The following is a 22,206-nucleotide window of genomic DNA, read 5'->3' as shown; positions in this document are numbered from 1 at the left end:
CGGCCGGGGACCTCGACAGCAAGCCGATACTTCAGGTATGTTCTCCGTCCCGGAACCCTGAACGAGGCCCGCTCAGGGGCGGCGTGTGCATATCTCCGACAGAGTTATCCACATAATCCACAACCTCATCCACAGGCTGTGGCTATCAGACAGCGCATCAATCCAGGGTTCGGCTATCAAAGCAACCGTTCGGCTAATCGGCTCGCCGTCTCGCACACTCGGATCCGGTCGCTGCGTGTTGCGCTCGGTACTCGCTGGCGTGTCACGCGGCCGCGAACGACCGATCCGAGACTCCCCTCCACCAAGTACATCCCGGAGCGGTCATCCGCCGCTGACCTCGGAACTTGTGGCGCAACATGTTCCGACATCTACTTGGACGACGCAGCGTGCCGTTCGGTTCCATAAAAAACGAGAACGCTAGCGAAAAACTTAAATATTGGGCTGCACCGGTAGCTGTCGGTAGCCTGTGCGCATGAACGTGAGCAGGGGGCTACTCGACGGAATGGACACGGCCGGACTCAATGTCGCCCTGTCCGAGGCCACGTGCCTCGGCCTGCAGGTCGACGCGGCGGCCGGACAACTACGACTCGATTTAGAGGTGCTGACGCTTCCGGAGAACGGAACGCCCACCGAGGACTACCGGGTGCAGGTGACGTTCACCGGAGTCGGCCGCGTCGCCGCTTCGTTGCGGATGCAGAACTGGGACGCCGTCGAACCGCAGGTGCTGCCGCTGCAATTGGACGGTCTGGACGAGGCGATCCGCAGCTTCGGCGGCGGCAGGCTGCACGGCTGGGAGTTCATCGACCTCGACGACAGCGGGTGGACGCTGTGGGGCGAGCTGCTCAGCTTCGATACCCGCATCGATGATCACGACTCCGCGCACGTGCTGGAGTTCTCCCAGGAAGAGGGCATCGACCCGCGCGAACTCGACGTACGCGTGTGGTTCGACAACGTGCTGATCCAGGACGCGAACGGCCAGGAGATCCCGCTGGCCCAGTTCATCGCGGGCGCCACGCGCTGGTGGGCCGCGCACGACGCGGGCGATCCGCGCGCGACCCGGCCCGGTGTCGCGCCGCCACTCTGAACCTCCGCACCCCTACCGCACATCCGGACCGACCGGGTGTGCGGTTTTCGTTCACGTGGCCGTCAAGGGCCGAGGCCGGCCGGGCAGCTCACCCCGGTCGCGTGCACCGGGCAGTAACCGCCGGGATTCTTGGCCAGGTACTGCTGGTGATAACCCTCGGCGTAGTAGAACGCCGAAAGATCGGGCAGCGCCGCGATTTCGGTGGTGATCTCACCGAAGCCGGCCGCGGCCAGCCGAGCCCCGAAGGCGTTCGCACTGCTGCGCGCCAGCTCGGCTTGACCGGCATCGACCGTGAGCAGCGCCGACCGATACTGAGTGCCGCGATCGTTGCCCTGCCGCATGCCCTGGGTCGGATCGTGGTTCTCCCAGAAGCACCGCAGCAAGGCCGCATAGTCGAGCACCGCGGGATCGAACACGATCAGCACCGATTCGGTATGCCCGGTCTGCCCGCTGCAGACCTCTTCATAGGTGGGATTCGGGGTGAATCCGCCCGCGTAGCCGACCGCGGTCGTATACACGCCGTCGAGCTGCCAGAACTGCTGCTCCGCACCCCAGAAACAACCCATCGCGACCACCGCGACCTGCAGTTCGTCCGGAAATGGCGGATGCAACCGATGACCGTTGACGTAGTGGGTATCCGGCACGAGGATCGGTTCCGCACGGCCGGGCAGCGCTTTGTCCGGCCCGACCATGACGGACGTGGGGAGGCGCAACCGCCCCACTAGTTCGTCGTACCACGACATGGTTCGATGCTACGCGTGAGGTTTCGACCCGGTGCCCGGTCTGCGGACACGACGGCGCACAGCCCGCGCGCTGGACGTCAGCGCTGGAATGCGCAGGCCTCGGGCCCGGTTGGAACCGATCGGGTGTACGAATGATGGTTGGGTGTGCCCGCGAAACGGCGCGCCCAGCCCGACATAGGAAGGGACATCGTGGCTGAGTACACGCTGCCAGATCTGGATTACGACTACAGCGCCCTGGAGCCCCACATCTCCGGGCAGATCAACGAGCTGCATCATTCCAAGCACCACGCCGCTTACGTCGCAGGCGCGAACACCGCGCTGGAGAAGCTGGAAGCCGCCCGCGAAAGCGGCGACCACGGCGCCATTTTCCTCTACGAGAAGAACCTGGCCTTCCACCTCGGCGGCCACGTCAACCACTCCATCTGGTGGAAGAACCTTTCCCCCAACGGTGGCGACAAGCCGGTCGGCGAGCTCGCCGCCGCGATCGACGACCAGTTCGGTTCGTTCGACAAGTTCCGTGCTCAGTTCACCGCGGCCGCCAACGGTCTGCAGGGCTCGGGCTGGGCGGTGCTCGGCTACGACACCCTCGGCCAGAAGCTGCTGACCTTCCAGCTCTACGACCAGCAGGCCAACGTCCCGCTGGGCATCATCCCGCTGCTCCAGGTCGACATGTGGGAGCACGCCTTCTACCTCCAGTACAAGAACGTCAAGGCGGACTACGTCACCGCGTTCTGGAACGTCGTCAACTGGGAAGACGTGCAGGAGCGCTTCGCCCGCGCCGTCTCTCAGGGCAAGGGCCTGTTCTTCGGCTGAACCTGACTGCCGCGCCTCCGCGCGCGGCGGGTTCTCGAACCCGCGGACAGAGTTCTGTCCGCGGGTTCGACCGTTTCCAGGCCCCGCACACCGGGACACGCCCGGGGTTCGGCGGGATATCGGTTCAGCGCATATCGGTGTGCGAGCAGCGAGAGCCGCTGGTCAGGGCACCGCTACCGGCCGACTGGCACTCTTTGGGACTTGTGTGCCAGGTGTTCCTTAGGTCATCCTCGGAATCCACAGTTCGAGGACGGGCAAGGCCGCCCCCGGTTTCATGACGGGAGGCACGATGCGTACGAATGAACCGATCGGCATCACGCCGTTCCAAGCCCGCGGCTCGCTGCGGGGTTTCGTCATCTCCGGTCGCTGGCCGGACACCACCAAAGAGTGGGCGCAGGTGCTGGTGCTCGCAGTCCGGGTGGCCTCCATGCCGGGTCTGCTGGCCACTTCGACCGTGTTCGGGGTGCGCGAGGATCTGCCCGACGATCCGGCGCCCGGCACGGTCGGCTTGGTGATGGCCGAGGGCACGGTGCTCGGCGAGGAGGCGCTGCCCCCCGGGCGGTTTGCCGGTCATGCGCCGACCGCGCTGCTCATGCTGCATCCGCCCTCGGAGACCAAGCCGACACTGCCGGAATGCGCGGGTGCGGCGTCCGGGTGCGTGCTGCTGCCTGGTGTGCCGCATCTGGGCCTGGAACACCGCGCGGCGTGGGCCGAGGCGGAGTCCGACGGCACGGTGACCTCGCTGGTCAGCCGGGTCGGCCTGGACCCGATCAGCGATCCCGACACTGCGGTTCTGGCTATGCTGCTGGCCGCGTAAGGGTACCCGAAACTCGCGGCACGGATCACCAAACTTATTGTGCGCATTGCGATTTCGATTACAGCCGGTTGGCACGCCCGGCGTTCGGCGGGTAGAGTCGGCGGCAGCGAAGGGGAGTAGCCCCCAATCACATAGTCGACATACTGACCCGCCACCCCACAAGGGAACGGGTCCGGCTGTGTGAACCGGTTCGCTCCGGTGGGCGAGACCTTCGGCCAGGACAACATTCGTTGTCGGCCGGAGGCGTACCCAGACTCCGGTCGGCAGGCCGGAGACCCGGGAGCCGCACACACCATGATCGCCACCGTTTTGCTGAGTATCGGCATCGTCTTCCTCGCCGAGCTGGGCGACAAATCCCAGCTGATGGCGTTGACGTTCGCCCTGCGCTACCGCTGGTGGGTGGTGCTCGGCGGGATCGCGACCGCCTCCGCCGCGGTGCATCTGCTCTCGGTCGGCGTCGGCTACTTCCTCGGTTCGGCACTGCCCACCCGCGCCATCGCCTTGGTCGCCGCGCTCACCTTCCTGGCCGTCGGCGTGTGGACGCTGCGCGAGCATTTCGGCATCGCCGACGAAGACGACCCGGCCCCGAAATCGTTGCGCGCGAGCACCGCCCCGTTCTTCGTGGTGCTGTCCGCGTTCCTGCTCGCCGAACTCGGCGACCGCACCATGTTCGCGACCGCCGCCCTGGCCACCGACTACGACTGGATCGGCGTGTGGGTCGGCTCGACCATCGGCATGGTCGCCGCCGACGCACTGGCCATCGCCATCGGCATCCTGGTCGGCAAGCACCTGCCCGAGCGCGCCATCGGCATCGGCTCCGGCCTCCTGTTCCTCTATTTCGGTGCCATGACACTGGTCTCGACCGCCGCGCCGGACCTCGGCGGCCTCGTCGTCGCCCTGCTCGCCACGACCGCCCCCGCCCTCGGTGGTGCGGCCCTGCTGCTGGGCCGCCGACTGCGCCGCGCGGTACCCGACAAGACCGCGGACCAACCCGCGATCCCCGCAGACCCGCCCGCCCACCGCTAGGCAGGCCGAGACCGCCGCGCGGGATGCTGAAACCTGCGCGGCAGCCGTCGAGTCACTACGGGCGCGCGGTCCTGAACGTCCGCCGTATCCCGAGCGTGGTTCGGCATGGACCGCAGTCGAGGACCGGCCGTTGCATGCCCTGCGCACTATTTGTTGTGCCGCGCAAGTGTCCTTCGAACGACACGCGCGCGGGATGCTGAAACCTGCGCGGCAGCCGTTGCACACCTGCGGGGTCAGGGGTGGGCGAGGGCTTCGCCGTACAGTTGGCCGCCGCGGCGGACGAGGTCCAGGAGGGGGGCGCGCAGGGCTAGGAGGCCGTCCAGGTCTTCGGCGGCGATTCGGCCGGTGACCATGGCGCTGATCGCGGCGGCCAGGGTGATGCAGGCGAAGCGTTGTTCGTCGGTGCGGGCGTCGAGGACGTCGGCGATCAGGCCGACGAACAGTTCCTGCAGTTGGGCGCGGCGCGCGATCGCGGCCGAGCCGACCGCGTAGACCTCGACGAGGAACAGGCGGGCGCTGGCCGGGTCGTCGACCAGGTGCTGGAGGTAGGCGGCGAAGATCTTGTCCATCCGGGTCACCGGGTCCAGCTCGGTGGCCGCGGCCTGTGCTCCGTCGGCTTCCAGTGACGCGCTGGCGATGCGCTCGAGCAGATGCTGCGCGGCCCGCTCGTAGGCGGCCTCGAAACAGGCCTCCTTGGAGCGGAATTGCTCGTAGAAGGTTTCCCGGGAGACCCCGGCCCGCTTCAGGATCGCGGCGACCGAGGTGCCGACATAACCGTTCTCGACCATCGCCTCGGCCATCGCGATCAGGATGCGCTCGCGTTGCGAGGCGACCACCTGCTCCCGCGGCAGGCCGTGCCTGCCCCGCGGGAGTTGCCGTGCGCTGGTTGCCGATTCGGTCATTCAGGAACTCCGGTGTTGTCGGTCTAGACGGGCCGCTCCATTTTGCGTGGTCTGTCTGGTTGGTCTGTGGTGAAGGGTGCCGCTTCCTTCCGGGCGATCTCCAGCGCGCGTGGTACGCCGCGCCGCAGGGCGAGGTCGATGACCCGCTGAGCGATGGGGCGGGCGGGCAGCACGTAGGCCACCCACCACGGTGACACGACTTGCCGACTCCGGCGCGCAATGGCTTTTTCCACCGCGTCGATGGCAGGGCCGAGCGGCGCGACACCCGAGACCGTGGCGCGCCCGATGATCGCGCGTGCCGCGTCGGTGCCGAATCCGCGCGAGGTCATGTCGGTGTCCAGTTCGGCGAAATACGCGACGCCCACCTTCGCACCGGTGTGCTTGACTTCGATCCGCAACGTGTTGCCCAGGACCTCCACCGCGGCCTTCGCCGCGCTGTACGCGCCGACCAGCGGCAGGTTGACCGCCGCGGCCAGCGAGGACACCAGCAGCGCATAGCCGTTCGCGTGACTGATGTGCGGCCCGGCCGCGCGCAACGTGTAGTAGACGCCGAGGACGTTGACCGCGAGCGTTTGCTCCATCACCGCGGCGTCGCCGCCGAGCAACGGCAGCTGCCGCGCGATACCCGCGTTGGCGACCACCACGTCCAACCCACCGAGCTCACCGACCAGCGTCTGCACCACCCGGTCGACTTGTTCGGCGTCGCCGACATCGCAGTAGCGCCACGGCGCGTCCCCGCAGTCGGCCGCCACTTCGGCGAGCAATTCCGGCTCCAACCCCAGCAGTGCGACGCGGGCCCCGTGCGCGTGCAGTTGCCGAGCCAGCGCGGCCCCGATCCCCCGCGCCGCCCCGGTGATCAATACCTTGCGACCGGCCACGGACGCCGCGGAGAACAGCTTCATGCCAGCGACGGTACCACCCAAGAACACATCTGTTCGCAAATAATCCACGCCTACCGGGCGCGCTGTCCGACCCGAGCGGGCGGCTCACCGCCCGTTCGCCTGCGCGTAACCCTGCGGCAGCCGGGCCGTTCGCCGGTGCCGCAATGAGAGGGAGGCCTCATCGGGTCCGGTGGGCGCACCCGTTAGGGTGCAATTGACGAAGGGCCAACTGGCTGTCACGAACGAGAGGACCATCGTGGAGATTTCGGGTTCCGCCGCCATTGTCACCGGAGGCGCATCCGGCCTCGGCGCCGCTACTGCCAAGCGTTTCGCCGAGCTGGGGGCCACCGTTTTCGGCCTGGATGTGCCGCAGTCCATCGAGCGCGCGGGCGATAACGTGCCCGCCGGGGTCACCCTCATTCCGGCCGACGTCACCAGCAATGACGAGGTCGGCGCCGCGGTCGCGAAGGTCGTCGAGTCCGGTGCGCCGCTGCGCATCGTGGTGAACTGCGCGGGCGTCGGCTGGGCGGGGCGCATCCTGTCCAAGAACGGCCCGCACGATCTCGAGCTGTTCCGCACGGTCATCACCGTGAACCTGCTCGGCACCTTCAACGTCATGCGCCTGGCCGCCGATGCGATCTCCAAGACCGACACCGTCGACGAATACGGTCAGCGTGGCGTCATCATCAATACCGCGTCCGTGGCCGCGTTCGAGGGCCAGATCGGCCAGATCGCCTACTCCGCCTCCAAGGGCGGCGTGCACGGCATGACCGTGCCGGCCGCGCGCGACCTGGCCCAGTTCGGCATCCGGGTGAACACCATCGCCCCCGGCATCATCGACACCCCGATGCTGGCCGGCGTCACCGAGGAGTACCGCAAGGGCCTCGAGGCCGGCGTGCCGTTCCCGTCGCGCCTGGGCCGCCCGGACGAGTACGCGCAGCTCTCGCAGTACATCGTCGAGCACGACTACCTCAACGGTGAAACCATCCGCATGGACGGCGCGCTGCGCATGGCCCCGCGCTAGGCCTCCCCTGCGTGAAAGCCGCTGTCGACCGACCCGGTCGGCGGCGGCTTTCGGTTTTCAGGGCGCGGGCTTGTGCCCGATTCCGAGGAACGCGGTGGTCGACAGCGGCTGGTTCGGCCGGTAGTTGGCGGCCAGGTAGGACTTCATCAGCGACACCCGCTCGGCCCACCCCTGCTCGCCGACGTTGCGCCGCATGAGCATCAGCGGCGCGCTGCTGCGCACCATGGTGTCCCACAGCTGCTCGGCGTCGGCGTAGGCCAGTGCGGTCGAATGCCGTTGGATGGACACGGCTTCGAAGCCGGCCCGGCGCATCTCGGTCTCGAAGATCTCCGGATTCTCGAGGCCGAGGTAATCGGGCTGCGGCTCCTGGATGCTCGGGTCGGCGGCCGCGATCGCACCGAACATCAAGCGCATCAACGGGGATTCGACCACCGGTGCCCAACTGGACACCACCGCGGTCCCGCCAGGGCGCAGCACCCGGAACAGTTCGCCGAAACCTTTGGCCCGCTCCGGGAAGAACATCAGCCCGAACATGGAGAACCCCGCGTCGAACCGGTCGCTCTCGTACGGCAGGTCCTGTCCGTCGCCCACCCGCGTCTCGATGTTGGTCAGTCCGGCGGCCCGCGCGGCGGCGTTCAACCGCGCCAGCATCGGCTCGGAGAAGTCGATCGCGTGTACCCGCGCCACCTGCGGCGCGGCCAGCAGGCTCAGCAGTCCCGTACCCGCCGCGACATCGATCACCTGCGAAGCCGTTGTCAGTGAGGCGAATTCGAGGGCGCGATCGGAGAACGGCTGCATCAGCGCGGGCGCGAATTCCGCGTAGCCGTCGGCGACGAGATCCCACGGCTCGGCGACGGCGAGGGGGTTTGCGGACATGAGCTGGCGATCCTTTCGAATGTCCAAATTTAACCGCCTCGGACCGCGCCGGACCACCAACTCGAACGAAAATCGCTGTGCGCGAAGCAAAGACCGAAGGCCACCGGATCCGCGGATCGGGTGGCCTTCGGGTGTGCGCGAAGTGAACTCAGAGGGTGCGGGTGAGCCGATCGGTGAGGATGTGCGCGAACCGCGCCGGATCCTTCAGCTCGCCGCCTTCGGCCAGCACGGCGGTGCCGTACAGCAATTCGGCGGTCTCGGTCAGCTCGGGCACCTTGCCCGCGTCCGCGTCCTCCTTGCGCGTGTCGTACGCGTCCCGCAGGCCGGTGACCAGCGGATGCGTCGGGTTGAGTTCCAGAATCCGCTTGGACTCCGGCAGCGCCTGCCCGGACGCCCGGTACATCCGCTCCAGCATCGGGGTGAAGTCGAAGACATCGCCGACGAGGCAGGCGGGCGAGGTGGTGAGCCGGTTGGTGAGGCGCACCTCCTTGATGTTCTCGTCCAGGGTCTTGCCGAGCCAGGTGAGCACCTCGGCGAAATCCTTGTCCTGCTGTTCGCGCAGCGCCTCGGAGGCCTTCTTCTCCTCCTCGGACTCCAAGTCGACCTCGCCCTTGGCGATCGAGGTGAACGGCTTGCCGTCGAAGTCCGGCACCGAGCCGACCCACATCTCGTCCACCGGGTCGGTCAGGATCAGCACCTCGCGGCCCTTGGCCTTGAAAGCCTCCATGTGCGGCGAGCTTTCGATCTGCTGCCGGGATTCGCCGGTCATGTAGTAGATCGCGTCCTGGCCCTCGGGCATCCGCTCGACGTACTGGGCGAGGGTGGTCAGCTCGGACTCGGAGTTCGTCGAAGCGAACGACGACACCTGCAGGATGGTCTCGCGGTTGTCGAAATCGCCGAGCAGACCCTCCTTGAGCACCCGGCCGAATTCACGCCAGAAGGTCTGGTACTTGCCCTGGTCCTCGGCGCTCTGCAACTCCTTGACCGTGGACAGCACCTTCTTGACCAGCCGCTTGCGGATCATCTGGATCTGGCGGTCCTGCTGCAGGATCTCGCGGGACACGTTGAGCGACAGGTCCTGCGCGTCCACCACACCCTTGACGAAGCGCAGGTACTCCGGCATCAGCTCTTCGCAGTTGTCCATGATGAACACCCGCTTGACGTAGAGCTGCACGCCGCGCTTGTGCTCGCGGGTGAACAGGTCGAACGGCGCCTGCGAGGGCAAGAACAGCAGCGCCTGATATTCGAAGGTGCCCTCCGCCTTCATCGGGATGATCTCCAGTGGATCGTCCCAGGCGTGGCTGACGTGCTTGTAGAACTCCTTGTACTCCTCGTCGCTGACCTCGCTCTTCGGGCGGGTCCACAACGCCTTCATGGAGTTGAGGGTCTGGTCCTCGAGGATGGTCTTCTCGGACTTCTCCTCACCCTCCCCCTCGGTGACGGTCCGCTCCACCTGCATGCGGATCGGCCACGCGATGAAGTCGGAGTACTTCTTGACGATCTCCCGGAGCTTCCACTCCTGGGTGTAGTCGAAAAGGTGGTCTTCCTCGTCGGCGGGCTTCAGGTGCAGCGATACCGCGGTGCCCTGCGGGGCCTCGTCGAGGGTTTCGATGGTGTAGGTCGAGCTGCCGGCGGCGGATTCCCACCGGGTGCCTTCGGTCTCCCCTGCGCGCCGGGTGGTCAGCGTGACCTTGTCGGCGACCATGAAGGTCGAGTAGAAGCCGATGCCGAATTGGCCGATCAGCTCCTCGGCCGCGGCCTCGGACTTCGCCTCGTTGAGCTTCTTGCGCAGCTCGGCGGTGCCGGACTTGGCCAGGGTGCCGATCAGGTCGACCACCTCGGCGCGGGACATGCCGATGCCGTTGTCTCGAACGGTCAGGATCCGGTTGTCCTTGTCCACCGCCAGCTCGATGTGGAGGTCGGACGTGTCGACGTGCAGATCCTTGTCCCGGAAGGACTCCAGCCGCAGCTTGTCCAGCGCGTCGGAGGAATTCGAGATCAGCTCCCGCAGGAAGGTGTCCTTGTTGGAGTAGACCGAATGGATCATCAGCTCGAGCAGCTGATGGGTTTCTGCCTGGAACTCGAGTTGTTCGACGTGCTCTGTCACGTCGCGATAGTACGTCTCCCGAAATCCTCTAGGCCAGGAACCTCCAGGTCGGCCCGATTCGACATCCATTCGCGCAGTACCTGGGTGGCGCGCACGTCGTCCTCGTTGTACTCCAGCAAACGGGTGCGCTGGGACAGGTCCGGCGCGTCCTCGTAGCCGACGGCCAGCCGATACCAGCTCATCGACGCCTCGCCGCCCGCCTCGGCGTCGCGCCAGGCGAAGCCCGCGACCGGCGCGATCTTCTTGAGCCCCTTGCCGTTCGGGCAGATGAACTGGTCGGACACGGCTTGGAACATGTCCACCCACTCCGGCCCGTCCACGAACGCGCGCACCTGGTCCACCGTCGGCACGCCGGGCCTGCCCGCGAACCGGCGCGCCGACTCGTACAGCCACTTGTCCTCGGCGGTGCGCGAATAGCAATAGGCGGCAAAGGTTTTCCCGTGCGCCCTGGTTTCCGCGCGCACCGTCATCAGCCAGGTCCAGAACTCGCCGAAGGAGCGGCCCTCGTCCTCGGTGGGCAGCGGGTCCCAGGTGACGAACGGGCGGTACACCCCGTCGAGCAGCGTGCCCCACAGGTACGCGCCGTACTCCTGGAAGCTCTCCAGATCCACGTCGACCTCGACGTCGGCCCGCTGCACCCGCACCGAGTGCACCCGGCGCACCAGCGGTGCCCCCGCGATCCAGGCCCGGGCGGTGACCACCGCCTCGTCGAACGGGCCGTGCTGCCAGTCGTCCGGGTCCTCGCCAGTCCAGCTCGCCAGATCGTCGATGGTCTGCACGTCGTGCCTGCGCAGCACCTCGGCGCGGGAACCGGGCGCGACCAGGCTGACGTCGCGGTGTTCGATGAGCCAGCCCTCGCAGCTCGGCCCCTCGATACTGCGCGTCCACCACGGGCACTGCCGGCACTCGGGCACCTTGGACGGCACCGTCGGCAGCTCGCCGCGGACCACCGCGACCCGGTCGGCATAGCGCTGGTCGTAGTCGGCCAGGATGGGCCCGAGGTCGTGCACGAGGATGCGGTCGAAGTGGTAGCCGATCACGCCGCCGACCAGGGCGGGGCTGGCCAGGCCGTGCCGCTGCAACATCCGGTAGAGGTGCGCGAGGCGCTGCTGATCGCGCGGCTGCTGGCGTAGTTTGCGGTGCCGATCCGGTTGCGGATCCCAGTGATACGGATCCGAGGTGGTCGGGTGGAAATCGGCGGGCTCGGGCTGGCGTGGGTCGGTCACCTTGTGGTTCACCACGATCACCGGGATGTACCCGCCGCGGTCGGCGTCGTGCAGCAGGATCTCCGAGCCGCCGCGCCGGCCGGTCTCCGGTTCCTGCGGTAGCAGGGCGCCCCAGATGTGGCGCACGCCGGCGGCACACGCCTGCATGGTGGCCGCGGCCCGTTCGGACGCCCGCAGCGTCGGATCGATGACCACCCAGCCGTCCGGATCCGCCGCGATCAACGCGTCCCGCACGCGGAGTCGATGCGCGGTGGCGGCCTCGCGGCGCTGCCGCACGCCCGGGTCTTCGCTGACGTTCGTCAACGCCCCAGGATGGGCCGCGTCCAGATGCAGCCGGTGGCGGCAACCGATCAGCGCTCGCGCGTCGATGAAGGGGGTCGGCGCATCCGCGACACCGGCCGGCCGTTCCACGGCCATGCCGTTGTGCTTGCGACCTTCCCGGTCACCGATGCCCGAATCCACGTAATGCAGTATGGTCCCTCCCCCCGACAAACCCACGAACCCCGTGCGCACGGGCACGTTTCGATCCGCTCCCCACTTGCCTTCGGTACCGGGAGCGAGGCCCTACGCTCTTAACTGTCGCAGTGGAACCGATAGGGTATGGACAAACCGTGTGACATGGGCGGACGGGCTTTCCCCGGCGTCGTACTGCCATGGCAAACCAGCATGACGGAGGGCCTTCGATGGGGTTGTTCACGAAGCGCAAGCGGCGGCCGAGCCGCAGGGCCGAGGCGAAAGCCCTCAAGCACAAGGCCGGTCTGGAGGCCAAACTGGTCGCCAAGAACGACCGGAAGGCCCGCCGCGCGGAGGCCCGTACCCAGCGCAAGGTGGCCAAGGCCCAGATCTCCGCGCTGCAGGCGGAGGAGAAAGCCGCGCTGAAGGTGGCGGCCCGGGCCGAGCGCGAACTGTTCAGCGCGAGCCAGGTCAAGAAGTACCTCGGCGTGGCCCGGGTGCTGATCCCGGTGCTCGCGCCGCTGGCCTACCGGGCCGCGACCTTCGTGCGCGGCCAGCTCGACGTCCGTAAGGCCCAGCAGCTCGGCATCGGCATCGAGCAGCTCGGCGACTTCGCCGGCCACGGCGCCCGGTTGCAGGCCCGGATCGCGAATACCGAAGCGGCCCTTGGCAAGGTCGGCGCGCAGGACGGCAAGGACAAGGGCGACACGCAGAAGTTCGTCGCCTCGACCCAGGCCCGCCTGGACAGCCTGGCCACCGCGGTGCAGACCGCCGAGCAGATGCCCGCGCCGCGCCGCCGCACGGTGCACGCCTCCATCTCCGAGGAGCTGTCCCAGGTCGAGTCCGACGTACTGGCCCGCCTCGGCGTGCGCTGACCCCTTTCGCGATGTCCGAGTCACCGACCAGCGGCCACCTCCGCGCAGGCCTGGTCGGTGTGCTGGTCGCCGTGCTCGCGATCGCCGCGCACGGCGTGGCCGGCGGTGGCCTGCCGGGTTCGGCGGAGTCGGCGCTGGTACTGCTGGCAGCCGCGGTAACGGGATGTGCGGCAGCGAGACTCGCGGCCGGGCCCGCCGCGGTGCTCACCTTGCTCGGCCTCGGGCAGCTCGTGAGTCATGTCGTGTTGTCCGGCCTGATCGGCCACGAACACACCACCGCGACGACCGCGGTCCCCGTCCTGCCCACCGGGTGGATGCTCGTCGCGCACGCGGTGGCCACCGTCGGTTGCGCCGCACTGATCACGACCGCCGAGCGGCTCTACGCCGCGGTCTCCGGCGCGGTACGCGCGGTCCTCGCCGCACCGCGCCCGGTGCGCGTCGCGGGCCCGGCGCTCTGGTCCAATCCTGGTCTCCCGCACTATCACTGCACTCCGAACGGGGCGATCGGCCCGCGCGCGCCACCGGTGCCCGCCTGACCCGCCGCACCACTCCCCCTCGGACAGAAAGACTTTCCATGTACCGTTCGATTTCGCGCGCCACCGGCACCGCCGCTGCCGCCGCCACGTTCGCGCTGCTGGCCTGCGGTAGCGCCGCCGCGCACGTCACCGTCGACTCGCCGGGCGCCCAGCAGGGCTCCTACGCGGTGGCCACCTTCCGGGTGCCCACCGAATCCGAGACCGCGAGCACCACCGCGCTGACCGTCACCGTGCCCAACCTGAAAAGCGCACGCACCGAACCGATTCCGGGCTGGTCGGCCAAGGTCGAGAAGAACGAGAAGGCCGAGATCACCGCGATCACCTGGACCGCGGAGCCGGGCAACCCGGGCGTCGGCCCCGGCCAGTTCCAGCGCTTCGCCGTCTCGGTCGGGCCGCTGCCGAAGCAGGAGACCGTCAGCTTCCCGACCAAGCAGACCTACAGCGACGGCAAGGTCGTCGCGTGGGACCAGCCGGCGGGCGAAAACGGTGCCGAGCCCGAACATCCGGCACCGTCGCTCCCCCTGGCCAAGGGCAAGGCGACCGACGATCACAGCGTCGACACCGCGAGCGCGGACCGTCCCGTCGACGACACCGACAACACCGCGCGCTGGCTCGGCGGCATCGGGCTGGCGCTGGGCCTGCTCGGCGTCGCGCTCGGCCTCGGCAACGTGATCCGGGCCCGGCAGTCGTGACCCGCCGACTGCTCACCGCGCTCGTCGCGGGACTGTTCCTCCTCGGATTCGGCCTGGCCGCAACGGGAACCGCGGCCGCGCATTCCGCCCCGACCGGCAGCGTGCCGGAGGACGGCGCGACGGTCGAGGCGGGCCCCGCCCGGGTCAGCATCACCTTCAACGAGGCGTTGCAGCCCAACTATCCGTCGCTCACCGTGGTCGGGCCGGACGGCAACCTGTGGTCCAAGGGCGAGCCGACGGTCGAGGGCAACACCGTCAGCGTGCCGGTGGGCGAACTCGGCCCGGCCGGGGTGTACACCGTCGCCTACCGGGTGACCTCCGCCGACGGCCACCCGGTCAGCGGCAAGCGGCAGTTCACGCTCAGCAAGGCGGGCAACGGTGTCCCCGGGCCCAAACCCGGTGCCAAGAACGGCAATTCGGATGAGGAGGAGTCCGGCGGCGTGCCGCTGTGGGTCTTCATCGTCGGCGCCGTCGTGCTGTTCGGCGGCGGGCTCGCGTTCGCCCTGTTCGGCGGCAGGAGCCGGAAAACACGACAGTGACCGGCAAGACGATCGGCGGCGGCGCGCGGCGGGACACCGCGGGCGCGCCGTGGCCGGTGCTGTTGATCGTCCCGGCCGGACTGCTCGGCGTGCTGCTCGCCTGGGCGCTGAGCCTGCCCGCCGGGTTCGCCGCGCAATCGGTGGCCCGGGTGCTCGCCGACGGTGCGGGCGCGGTGGTGCTCGGCCTCGCCGCACTGCCCCGGGTGCACGCGAAGTTGTCGCCGCCGTGGCGCCTGCTCGCCGTGCTCGCCGGATTCTGGTGTGGCACCGAGTTCGCGGTGCTGGTGGCCGAGGCGGCCGAGGTGCTCGGCGTGCCGGTCAGCGGGCTCGGCGCGGGGTCGTTCGGTGACTACCTGCTCGACGTGAGCGGCGGTCAGGTCGGCATCGCGATCCTGCTCGGCGCGGGCGCGATCGCCTGCTACGCGGCGCTGGCCTTCCGGCGCACCGATATCGCCGCGCCAGACCTGGTGCTCGTCTTCGCGGCGGTCACGCTGGCGCTGCGGCCGATCACCGGGCACATGTCCCAGCACGCGTTCGGTTCGGTGCTGGCCGCGGTGCACGCGCTGGCCGCGGCGGCCTGGTTCGGGCTGCTGGTCGCGCTCGCACTGGTGGTCCGTACCCGCGGCACCTGGGCCGTTGCGCTGCCCCGATATTCGGCCATGGCACTGCCGCTGGTCGTGCTCGTCGCGGTGACCGGATTGCTGAACGGACTGATCAAGGTCGGCGGGATCACGCCGTTCTTCGACACCGGCTACGGCCGCATCCTGCTCGCGAAAACCGTCGTGCTGCTCGGCCTGCTCGGCCTGGGCTGGTGGTGGCGGCGCAGCTGGGTGGGCCGGGCCGCCGACCATCGCGTGACCGCCGACGCCTCGCTGCGCCGGGCGGTCCTCGAGGTCGTCGTGATGGCCCTCGCGTTCGGGCTCGCGGCCACTCTCGCGGTCACCGCGTGACCCAGGTCCTGACCGGACGACCGAGAGCAGAACCGGTTACTGTTCGGGCATGACCGAAGTGAAGATCGTCGAGGACTGTGCCGCGTCGGCGCAATCCGCGTTCGCGTACATCGACGACTATCAGAACCTGCCGCGCTTTCTGCACGGCATCCAGTCCTTCACCCCGGTCGGCACGCAGACGACCGGCGTCGGCGCGGCCTTCGACGGGCACATCAAGCTCGGCCCCGCGTCGCTGAAATCGCGGATCGAGGTGGTGCGCTGGGAGGAGAACAAGGTCATCGCGGTGAAGTCGATCAAGGGCTTCGAGATCGAATCGACCTTCCTGTTCCATCCCAAGGGCGACGCGCGGTGCACCGTCGACGCGATCGTCGACTACCGGGTGCCCGGCGGACTGGCCGGACGCGCGCTCGGCAAGACCATCGAACCGTTCGTGAAGATCGCGGTGCAGCACACCACGCACAACCTGATCACCCAGATCGCCGCCTTCCACGCCGCCCGTGCCGGCGAATCGGATCAGCCGGTGCGTTGAGCGCAGGCCCAGCTGGGATGCTGGAGCGATGAAGCCGAACCTGGTGCAGCGCATCGGTTATATCGCGGGCCGCACGCTGCCCGCGCCGATGACCGACTGGGTGCGCGACGATCTGGTCGGGCCGGGCGCGACGCGGCGTTATCTGCTGCGCATCCTGGTACCGCTGCTGCCGGTGCTCGCGCTGTTCCTGCTGTTGCCCGGCCCGCTGTGGATGGGGCTGGCGATGATGGCGCTGCTGTATCTGCCGCTGATCTACTTCACGGTGGCCCTGATGTACGTGTACCGCCGTCATCGGCTGATCAAGCACGGTCTCGATCCGGCGCTGGCCGACGCGGACGCGCGGCGGCGCACCGAGCCCGAACGGCTCGCCTACGAACGCAGACACGGTCGTGGCGGCCCCGAATCCGGCGGCTCAGCAACCTAGCGGTGACCAATGCCACAGGCATAGCCTGAAGGTATGAAAACCCCCACGATGCGGCAACGGATCGCCTACGATCTCGGCCGCGAGCTCCCCGGGGAGCTGCACGAGTGGGTTATCCACGACCTCGTCGGACACGGGGCCATGGAGCGCTATCTCGTCCGGTTTCTCGGCCCCGTTATCCCGTTCTTCGCGCTGGTCCTGCTCTTTCCGGGACCGATGGCGCTGAAGGTCGGGTTGATCGTGATGATGATCGTGCCGCTGGTCATCTTCACCGTCGCGCTCAGCTACGTCTGGCGCCGCTTCCGCCTCGTCCAGCACGGACTGAACCCCGAGCTGGCCGACCACGCCAAATTCTCCGAACACGATCGCGAGAGGTACGAACTGCGCTACGGGCACCGGTAGCGCCCCTCGGCACACCGGGAGCGAATCCCGCCCCGGCCGCCTTTAAGCTGAGCGCGTGACCGAATCCCAGGACTTTGTTGCCACTGCCGACCTGGCCGACGAGATCGGCCCCGAGATCCGCAGCTGCGACACGCAGTTCATCCAGTTCGGTGGCCGCGCGGCCTTCTCCGGCCGGATCACCACCATCCGCTGCTTCCAGGACAACCTGTTGGTCAAGCAGACCCTCGGCGAACCCGGGCAGGGCAAGGTGCTGGTGGTCGACGGCGGCGCGAGCGTGCACACCGCGCTGGTCGGCGACATCATCGCCGGGCGCGGCGTGGACAACGGCTGGGCAGGCGTGATCGTCAACGGCGCGGTGCGCGACTCGGCGATCCTGCGCACCCTCGACATCGGGGTGAAGGCGCTCGGCACCAACCCGCGCAAGAGCACCCAGACCGGCACGGGCGATCGTGACGTCCCCGTCGAATTCGGCGGTGTCACTTTCGTTCCCGGCGACATGCTCTACAGCGACCACGACGGTGTCGTCGTACGCGCCGAAGACTGAACGAGCAGCTCAGACCGATACGCGCGCCTTGTGCCCGGCCAGGGCGACGACGTCGCCGATCTGTAGCTGGCGACCGCGGCGCAGTTCCACCTCGTCGTTGACCCGGACCAGACCGGAGGCGATCACCGTCTTCGCCTCGGAGCCGGATTCGATCAGGTTGGCCAGCTTGAGGAACTGACCTAGCCGAATAACTTCGTCATCGATCGGTACGTCGACTGGTTCTGACATGGGTTACATCCTTACCTTGCACCCGAAATCGGTAAACGCCAGCCCCCGTGCCGGACGCGGACACGCGTGTGCGACTCGCCGATAACCGACATGCCCGGTAGGTCTTCGAGCACCCGGACGGCGGCACCGTACACACTGGTTCCGTGACCACCACGCAAGCCCGGCAACACCTGATCGAACCGCCAGCCGACAGACCGACCCCACCCGTGCCGCATCGAGGGCACGGCAGGCTGGCCGAGGTCCCGCATATCGCGGGTCTAGTACTCGGGGTGTTCGCGGTCGCGTGTTTCCTCTGGAGCCTCTCGCCCACCCTGCGCTATCTCACGCAGGTGCCCCGGCACTACATCGACGACTACTACTTCGATGCGCCGGACACCAACCTGATGTGGGCGCTGATCGTCGGCCTGCTCGCCGGGGCGCTGGCCAGCCGGAAGCGGATCGCGTGGTGGTTGCTGCTCGGTTACGTCTCGCTCTACGCCTTGGCCGAGGGCCTGGATTTCGCGGACACCGGCGACGTCAACGCGCTGGTCGCGATGATCGTGCACCTCGCGGTGATCGGCGTGCTGGTCGCGGCGTGGCGCGAGTTCTACACGAAGGTCCGGCGCGGCGCGGGCTGGAAGGCGCTCGGGGTGCTCACCGGCGGCCTGACGGTCGGATTCCTGCTCGGCTGGGGTCTGGTCGAGTTGTTCCCGGGGTCGCTGCCGCAGGGCGCGCAGCGGCCCGGCTGGGCGCTGTACCGGGTGACCGCCGCGGTGCTGGTGGACAACGAACGCTTCGACGGGCATCCGCGCCCGTTCGTGAACTTCCTGCTCGGCCTGTTCGGCGCGATCGCGCTGCTGGCCGCGGTGATCATCCTGCTGCGCTCCCAGCGCGCGGCGAACGCGATGACCGGCACCGACGAATCCGCGATCCGCGGCCTGCTGGAACGCTCCGACGTCGAGGATTCGCTCGGCTACTTCGCGACCCGCCGGGACAAGGCGGTGGTGTTCGCGCCCAGCGGCAAGGCGGCTCTCACCTATCGGGTCGAGCTGGGCGTCTGCCTGGCCAGCGGCGACCCGGTCGGCATCCGTGAGGCCTGGCCGCAGGCGATCGATGCCTGGCTGCGGCTGGCCGACCAGTTCGGCTGGGCGCCCGCGGTGATGGGCGCGAGCGAACTCGGCGCGACGGCCTACCAGCGCGCTGGCCTCTCGGTCATTCGGCTCGGTGACGAAGCCATCCTGGACACCAGGACGTTCTCGCTGGCGGGCCCGGAGATGAAACCGGTGCGCCAGGCCGCGAACCGATTGCGCAAGCACGGCATCACCGTGCGGATCCGGCGGCACCGCGACATCCCGGCCGAGGAGTTCCGCGCCGTGATCGCGCGCGCGGACGCCTGGCGCGACACCGAGACCGAGCGCGGTTTCTCGATGGCGCTCGGCCGACTCGGCGATCCACTGGACGCCGACTGCTTACTGGTCGAAGCCGTGAACGGACAGGATCGCGTGCTGGGCATGCTGTCGCTGGTGCCGTGGGGCCGCACCGGCGTCTCGCTGGAGCTGATGCGCCGCGACCCGAACGGGCCGAACGGCGTGATGGAGCTGATGATCTCGCAGCTCGCACTGAACTCCGAACAGCACGGCGTCACCAAGATCTCGTTGAACTTCGCGGTATTCCGCTCGGTGTTCGAGGAGGGCGGGCGGATCGGCGCCGGCCCGGTGCTGCGCATGTGGCGCGGTGTGCTGCTGTTCTTTTCGCGCTGGTGGCAGTTGGAGGCGCTGTACCGCTCCAACGTGAAATACCAACCGCATTGGGTGCCAAGGTTTTTCCTGTTCGAGGAGCGCAGGCAGCTGCCACGGGTCGCGGTGGCCAGCGCGCTCGCCGAAGGCTTCCTGCCGCGGTTCGGGAAAGAACCGGACACGATCACCCACACCGGTTCGCACAGCGCGGCGCCCGCGAGCATGACCGGGCTGCACGCCGACGGCAGCCCGCCCGACCTCGACCAGGTCGAGGGACAGGAACTGCTGCCGCGCCGGCCCGAACAGGTGCGGGTGCGGATGGACAAGCTCGACCGGCTCACCGCGTCCGGTGTCGAGGCGTACCCGGTCGCCTACCCGCCGACCCACAGCGTCGCGGGCGCCCGGCAGTCGCCGCGCGGCACCACGGTCCGGGTCTGCGGCAGGCTGCTGCGTATCCGCGACTACGGCGGCGTGATCTTCGCGGTACTGCGCGACTGGACCGACGACATCCAGCTGGTCATCGATCGGGACCGGGTCGGCGCCGAACGCAGCGCCGAATTCACCGAGTTCTTCGACCTCGGTGACCTGATCGAGGTCAGCGGGCAGATCGGGCGCAGCCGCCGCGGCGAGCTCTCGCTGCTCGCCGCGGACTGGCGGATGCTCGGCAAATGTCTGCATCCGTTGCCGGACAAGTGGAAAGGGCTGTCCGATCCCGAGGCGCGGGTGCGGCAGCGCTACGTCGACATGGCGATCAACGCCGAGACCCGCGAGGTGCTCGCCAAACGCAGCGCGGTGGTCCGTTCGCTGCGCGACACGTTCAACGGCTGGGGCTACCTCGAGGTGGAGACGCCGATCCTGCAGCAGGTGCACGGTGGCGCCAACGCCACCCCGTTCCTCACCCACATCAACGCCTACGACCTCGATCTGTACCTGCGGATCGCGCCCGAGCTGTACCTGAAGCGGCTCTGCGTCGGCGGCATGGAGAAGGTCTTCGAGATCGGGCGCACCTTCCGCAACGAGGGCGTCGACTTCAGCCACAATCCCGAGTTCACCATCCTCGAGGCCTACGAGGCGCACAGCGACTACGAACGGATGATGCACGCCGCCCGAGAACTCATCCAGAACGCCGCCGTCGCGGCCAACGGTGCGATGGTGGCGTTGCGGCCGCAGGACGACGGCTCGTTCGAGCAGGTCGACATCTCCGGCGAATGGGCGGTCAAGACGGTGCACGGCGCGGTGTCCGAGGCGCTCGGCACCGAGATCACGCCGGCCACCGAGGTCGAACTGCTGCGCGAACTGTGCGATAAGGCCGAGGTGCCGTATCAGCACGGCTGGGACGCGGGCCAGGTGGTGCTGGAAATGTACGAGCACCTGGTCGAGGCGCGCACCGAGGCGCCGACCTTCTACATCGACTTCCCCACCTCGGTCTCCCCGCTGACCCGCGCGCACCGCAGCATCGCCGGGGTCACCGAACGCTGGGACCTGGTCGCCTGGGGCGTCGAACTCGGCACCGCCTACAGCGAACTCACCGATCCGGTGGAGCAGCGGCGCAGGCTCACCGAGCAATCCATGCTCGCCGCCAACGGCGATCCGGAGGCGATGGAACTCGACGAGGACTTCCTGCAGGCCCTCGAGCACGCGATGCCGCCGACCGGCGGGCTCGGGCTCGGCGTCGACCGGGTGGTCATGCTGATCACGGGGCGCAGCATCCGCGAGACACTGCCGTTCCCGCTGGTGAAACCGCGCTGATTCGACGAACGGAACCCAGCGGGCGAATCGGACAGCTACCCTTGAGATTTCGAACCGGAGCGGCCGGGAAACGTCGGCCCGGGGAGGGGACCGTGACACGAAATGGGGTTCAGATATGTACCTTGACCTGCTGACCAATATGGCCCTGGTGGACCACAGCGTCTGGGCGAGCCCGGAGGTGTTCGAGCTCGCCGCCCGGAAGAAGAAGCGCAGCAGCGGCGCCCTGATCTTCGGCGGCATCTGCTGCCTGCTCGTGGTCGCCCTCATCGTCCTCGGCATCTACCTGCTGATGAAGCGCAAGAAGCAACAATAGTTCCCCACCGCCGAACGGCCCGGTTCGTGCTCCACGAAACCGGGCCGTTCGCCGTCCCTAGAGCCGTTCGATATCCGACAGATCAATGTCGATGTCGAAGGGGCAGGGCCCGATGGGGCAGAGTGGGGCCGTGCAGTTGATTCTTGTTCGTCATGGGCAGCCGGTGCGGGTCGTGAATGCGGTGGGGGCGGCTGATCCTGCGCTGGCGGCGGTCGGGGTGGAGCAGGCGGAGCGGGTGCCGGCGGCATTGAGTCAGCATCGGGTGGTGCGGGTGGTGAGCAGTCCGCAGCGGCGGGCGCGGGACACCGCGGCGCCGACGGCGGCGAAGCTCGGGCTCGACGTCGAGGTGATCGACGATCTGGCCGAATACGATCGGGATCTGCCCGCCTACATTCCGATCGAGGACGCCAAGGTCGAGTTCCGCGCGGTCTACGAGCAGATCAAGGCCGGCAACTTTCCGCCGCAGATCGACGGGCACGCGTTCAAGTCCCGGGTGCTGGACACGGTCGCCGAGATCGCGGCCGCCGCCGACCCGGCCGACACCGTGCTCGCCTTCACCCACGGCGGCGTGATCAACGTGCTGCTGCAGCAGATACTCGGCCTGGAACGGCCGTTGACCTTTCCGATCGACTACTGCTCGATCACCCGAATCCTGTTCTCCCGCAACGGCCGTCGCACGGCAGCGACGATCAACGAGAACGGGCACGTGTGGGATCTGCTGCCGCGCAACATCAAGTCCTGATTGTCGGGTTCACAGCCGA

General features: G+C 68.3%; 24 protein-coding genes. 17 read left to right on the top strand and 7 right to left on the bottom strand.

The features are described from left to right. Window positions 1–472 precede the first annotated feature (472 nt). Window positions 473–1,084: a hypothetical protein gene (locus NBRGI_RS00890; protein WP_029892322.1), complete on the top strand. Its 612-nt coding sequence runs from the start codon at window positions 473–475 to the stop codon at window positions 1,082–1,084. A 62-nt stretch (window positions 1,085–1,146) separates the two neighbouring features. On the opposite strand, the gene msrA is transcribed toward NBRGI_RS00890, so the two are convergent. Beyond that, window positions 1,147–1,827 carry a peptide-methionine (S)-S-oxide reductase MsrA gene (gene msrA, locus NBRGI_RS00885; protein ID WP_029892321.1) on the bottom strand — a complete coding sequence of 227 codons (681 nt, stop codon included), beginning with the start codon at window positions 1,825–1,827 and terminating at the stop codon, window positions 1,147–1,149. Window positions 1,828–2,016: 189 nt separating this feature from the next. Between msrA and NBRGI_RS00880 the strand changes: the two genes are divergently transcribed. The 3 genes from NBRGI_RS00880 to NBRGI_RS00870 all read left to right on the top strand — a co-directional run bounded on the left by NBRGI_RS00880 (window position 2,017) and on the right by NBRGI_RS00870 (window position 4,483). Beyond that, a complete protein-coding gene (locus NBRGI_RS00880; RefSeq protein WP_029892320.1) occupies window positions 2,017–2,640 on the top strand; it encodes a superoxide dismutase in 624 nt (207 codons plus the stop codon). A gap of 289 nt (window positions 2,641–2,929) precedes the next feature. Continuing rightward, the gene (locus NBRGI_RS00875) at window positions 2,930–3,457 is read left to right on the top strand and encodes a hypothetical protein (RefSeq protein ID WP_029892319.1); all 528 of its coding nucleotides are present in this window, start codon (window positions 2,930–2,932) and stop codon (window positions 3,455–3,457) included. Window positions 3,458–3,751: 294 nt separating this feature from the next. Beyond that, window positions 3,752–4,483: a TMEM165/GDT1 family protein gene (locus NBRGI_RS00870; protein WP_029892318.1), complete on the top strand. Its 732-nt coding sequence runs from the start codon at window positions 3,752–3,754 to the stop codon at window positions 4,481–4,483. Window positions 4,484–4,716: 233 nt separating this feature from the next. On the opposite strand, the gene NBRGI_RS00865 is transcribed toward NBRGI_RS00870, so the two are convergent. Next, on the bottom strand, window positions 4,717–5,385 hold the full coding sequence (locus NBRGI_RS00865; RefSeq protein WP_029892317.1) for a TetR/AcrR family transcriptional regulator: 669 nt from the start codon (window positions 5,383–5,385) through the stop codon (window positions 4,717–4,719). Window positions 5,386–5,408: 23 nt separating this feature from the next. Next, window positions 5,409–6,287, bottom strand: coding sequence for an SDR family NAD(P)-dependent oxidoreductase (locus NBRGI_RS00860; RefSeq protein ID WP_029892316.1), 879 nt, complete (start codon window positions 6,285–6,287; stop codon window positions 5,409–5,411). Between the two features lie 235 nt (window positions 6,288–6,522). Between NBRGI_RS00860 and NBRGI_RS00855 the strand changes: the two genes are divergently transcribed. Continuing rightward, window positions 6,523–7,290 (top strand): SDR family NAD(P)-dependent oxidoreductase, encoded by a 768-nt coding sequence (locus NBRGI_RS00855; RefSeq protein ID WP_014980899.1) that lies wholly within the window; start codon window positions 6,523–6,525, stop codon window positions 7,288–7,290. A gap of 57 nt (window positions 7,291–7,347) precedes the next feature. Here the strand turns inward: NBRGI_RS00855 and NBRGI_RS00850 are convergent, their stop codons facing one another. The 3 genes from NBRGI_RS00850 to NBRGI_RS00840 form a co-directional block, all read right to left on the bottom strand. After that, window positions 7,348–8,166 (bottom strand): class I SAM-dependent methyltransferase, encoded by an 819-nt coding sequence (locus NBRGI_RS00850; RefSeq protein WP_029892315.1) that lies wholly within the window; start codon window positions 8,164–8,166, stop codon window positions 7,348–7,350. Window positions 8,167–8,314: 148 nt separating this feature from the next. After that, window positions 8,315–10,273 (bottom strand): molecular chaperone HtpG, encoded by a 1,959-nt coding sequence (gene htpG / locus NBRGI_RS00845; RefSeq protein WP_029892314.1) that lies wholly within the window; start codon window positions 10,271–10,273, stop codon window positions 8,315–8,317. Beyond that, window positions 10,270–11,916, bottom strand: a complete 1,647-nt coding sequence (locus NBRGI_RS00840) for a TM0106 family RecB-like putative nuclease (RefSeq protein ID WP_051727389.1) — start codon at window positions 11,914–11,916, stop codon at window positions 10,270–10,272. The genes htpG and NBRGI_RS00840 overlap by 4 nt, the downstream gene beginning before the upstream one ends. 266 nt (window positions 11,917–12,182) lie before the next feature. Between NBRGI_RS00840 and NBRGI_RS00835 the strand changes: the two genes are divergently transcribed. The 9 genes from NBRGI_RS00835 to rraA are packed head-to-tail and all read left to right on the top strand — an operon-like array spanning window position 12,183 to window position 17,440. Next, window positions 12,183–12,827 (top strand): DUF6474 family protein, encoded by a 645-nt coding sequence (locus NBRGI_RS00835; protein ID WP_029892312.1) that lies wholly within the window; start codon window positions 12,183–12,185, stop codon window positions 12,825–12,827. Between the two features lie 11 nt (window positions 12,828–12,838). Then, window positions 12,839–13,363 (top strand): hypothetical protein, encoded by a 525-nt coding sequence (locus NBRGI_RS00830; RefSeq protein WP_051727388.1) that lies wholly within the window; start codon window positions 12,839–12,841, stop codon window positions 13,361–13,363. Between the two features lie 38 nt (window positions 13,364–13,401). Then, complete coding sequence (locus NBRGI_RS00825) at window positions 13,402–14,055, top strand: YcnI family copper-binding membrane protein (RefSeq protein WP_029892310.1); 654 nt, start codon at window positions 13,402–13,404, stop codon at window positions 14,053–14,055. Then, window positions 14,052–14,594, top strand: a complete 543-nt coding sequence (locus NBRGI_RS00820; protein WP_029892309.1) for a copper resistance CopC family protein — start codon at window positions 14,052–14,054, stop codon at window positions 14,592–14,594. Before NBRGI_RS00825 ends, NBRGI_RS00820 begins: the two co-directional genes overlap by 4 nt. Next, complete coding sequence (locus NBRGI_RS00815; protein WP_051727387.1) at window positions 14,591–15,544, top strand: CopD family protein; 954 nt, start codon at window positions 14,591–14,593, stop codon at window positions 15,542–15,544. The genes NBRGI_RS00820 and NBRGI_RS00815 overlap by 4 nt, the downstream gene beginning before the upstream one ends. Before the next feature lie 49 nt (window positions 15,545–15,593). Continuing rightward, window positions 15,594–16,073, top strand: a complete 480-nt coding sequence (locus tag NBRGI_RS00810; protein ID WP_029892307.1) for an SRPBCC family protein — start codon at window positions 15,594–15,596, stop codon at window positions 16,071–16,073. Between the two features lie 28 nt (window positions 16,074–16,101). Continuing rightward, window positions 16,102–16,497 carry a DUF5313 family protein gene (locus NBRGI_RS00805; RefSeq protein WP_029892306.1) on the top strand — a complete coding sequence of 132 codons (396 nt, stop codon included), beginning with the start codon at window positions 16,102–16,104 and terminating at the stop codon, window positions 16,495–16,497. A gap of 33 nt (window positions 16,498–16,530) precedes the next feature. Further along, the gene (locus NBRGI_RS00800) at window positions 16,531–16,896 is read left to right on the top strand and encodes a DUF5313 family protein (RefSeq protein WP_029892305.1); all 366 of its coding nucleotides are present in this window, start codon (window positions 16,531–16,533) and stop codon (window positions 16,894–16,896) included. 55 nt (window positions 16,897–16,951) lie between these two features. Beyond that, window positions 16,952–17,440, top strand: coding sequence for a ribonuclease E activity regulator RraA (rraA, locus tag NBRGI_RS00795; RefSeq protein ID WP_029892304.1), 489 nt, complete (start codon window positions 16,952–16,954; stop codon window positions 17,438–17,440). Window positions 17,441–17,449: 9 nt separating this feature from the next. Here rraA and NBRGI_RS00790 read toward each other — a convergent pair whose 3' ends face one another. Beyond that, the gene (locus tag NBRGI_RS00790) at window positions 17,450–17,668 is read right to left on the bottom strand and encodes an RNA-binding S4 domain-containing protein (RefSeq protein WP_014980887.1); all 219 of its coding nucleotides are present in this window, start codon (window positions 17,666–17,668) and stop codon (window positions 17,450–17,452) included. Window positions 17,669–17,811: 143 nt separating this feature from the next. On the opposite strand from NBRGI_RS00790, the gene lysX reads away from it, so the two are divergent. The 3 genes from lysX to NBRGI_RS00775 all read left to right on the top strand — a co-directional run bounded on the left by lysX (window position 17,812) and on the right by NBRGI_RS00775 (window position 22,187). Further along, window positions 17,812–21,132, top strand: a complete 3,321-nt coding sequence (lysX, locus tag NBRGI_RS00785; protein ID WP_029892303.1) for a bifunctional lysylphosphatidylglycerol synthetase/lysine--tRNA ligase LysX — start codon at window positions 17,812–17,814, stop codon at window positions 21,130–21,132. A gap of 115 nt (window positions 21,133–21,247) precedes the next feature. Beyond that, window positions 21,248–21,445 (top strand): hypothetical protein, encoded by a 198-nt coding sequence (locus NBRGI_RS00780; RefSeq protein ID WP_029892302.1) that lies wholly within the window; start codon window positions 21,248–21,250, stop codon window positions 21,443–21,445. A 130-nt stretch (window positions 21,446–21,575) separates the two neighbouring features. Continuing rightward, window positions 21,576–22,187, top strand: a complete 612-nt coding sequence (locus NBRGI_RS00775; RefSeq protein ID WP_029892301.1) for a histidine phosphatase family protein — start codon at window positions 21,576–21,578, stop codon at window positions 22,185–22,187. Window positions 22,188–22,206 lie beyond the last annotated feature (19 nt).

Source organism: Nocardia brasiliensis IFM 10847, from assembly GCF_000710915.1.
Lineage (GTDB): Bacteria > Actinomycetota > Actinomycetes > Mycobacteriales > Mycobacteriaceae > Nocardia > Nocardia brasiliensis_A.
The sequence above is the reverse complement of the archived record's forward strand: the minus strand, read 5'-3'. Positions and strand labels throughout refer to the sequence as shown.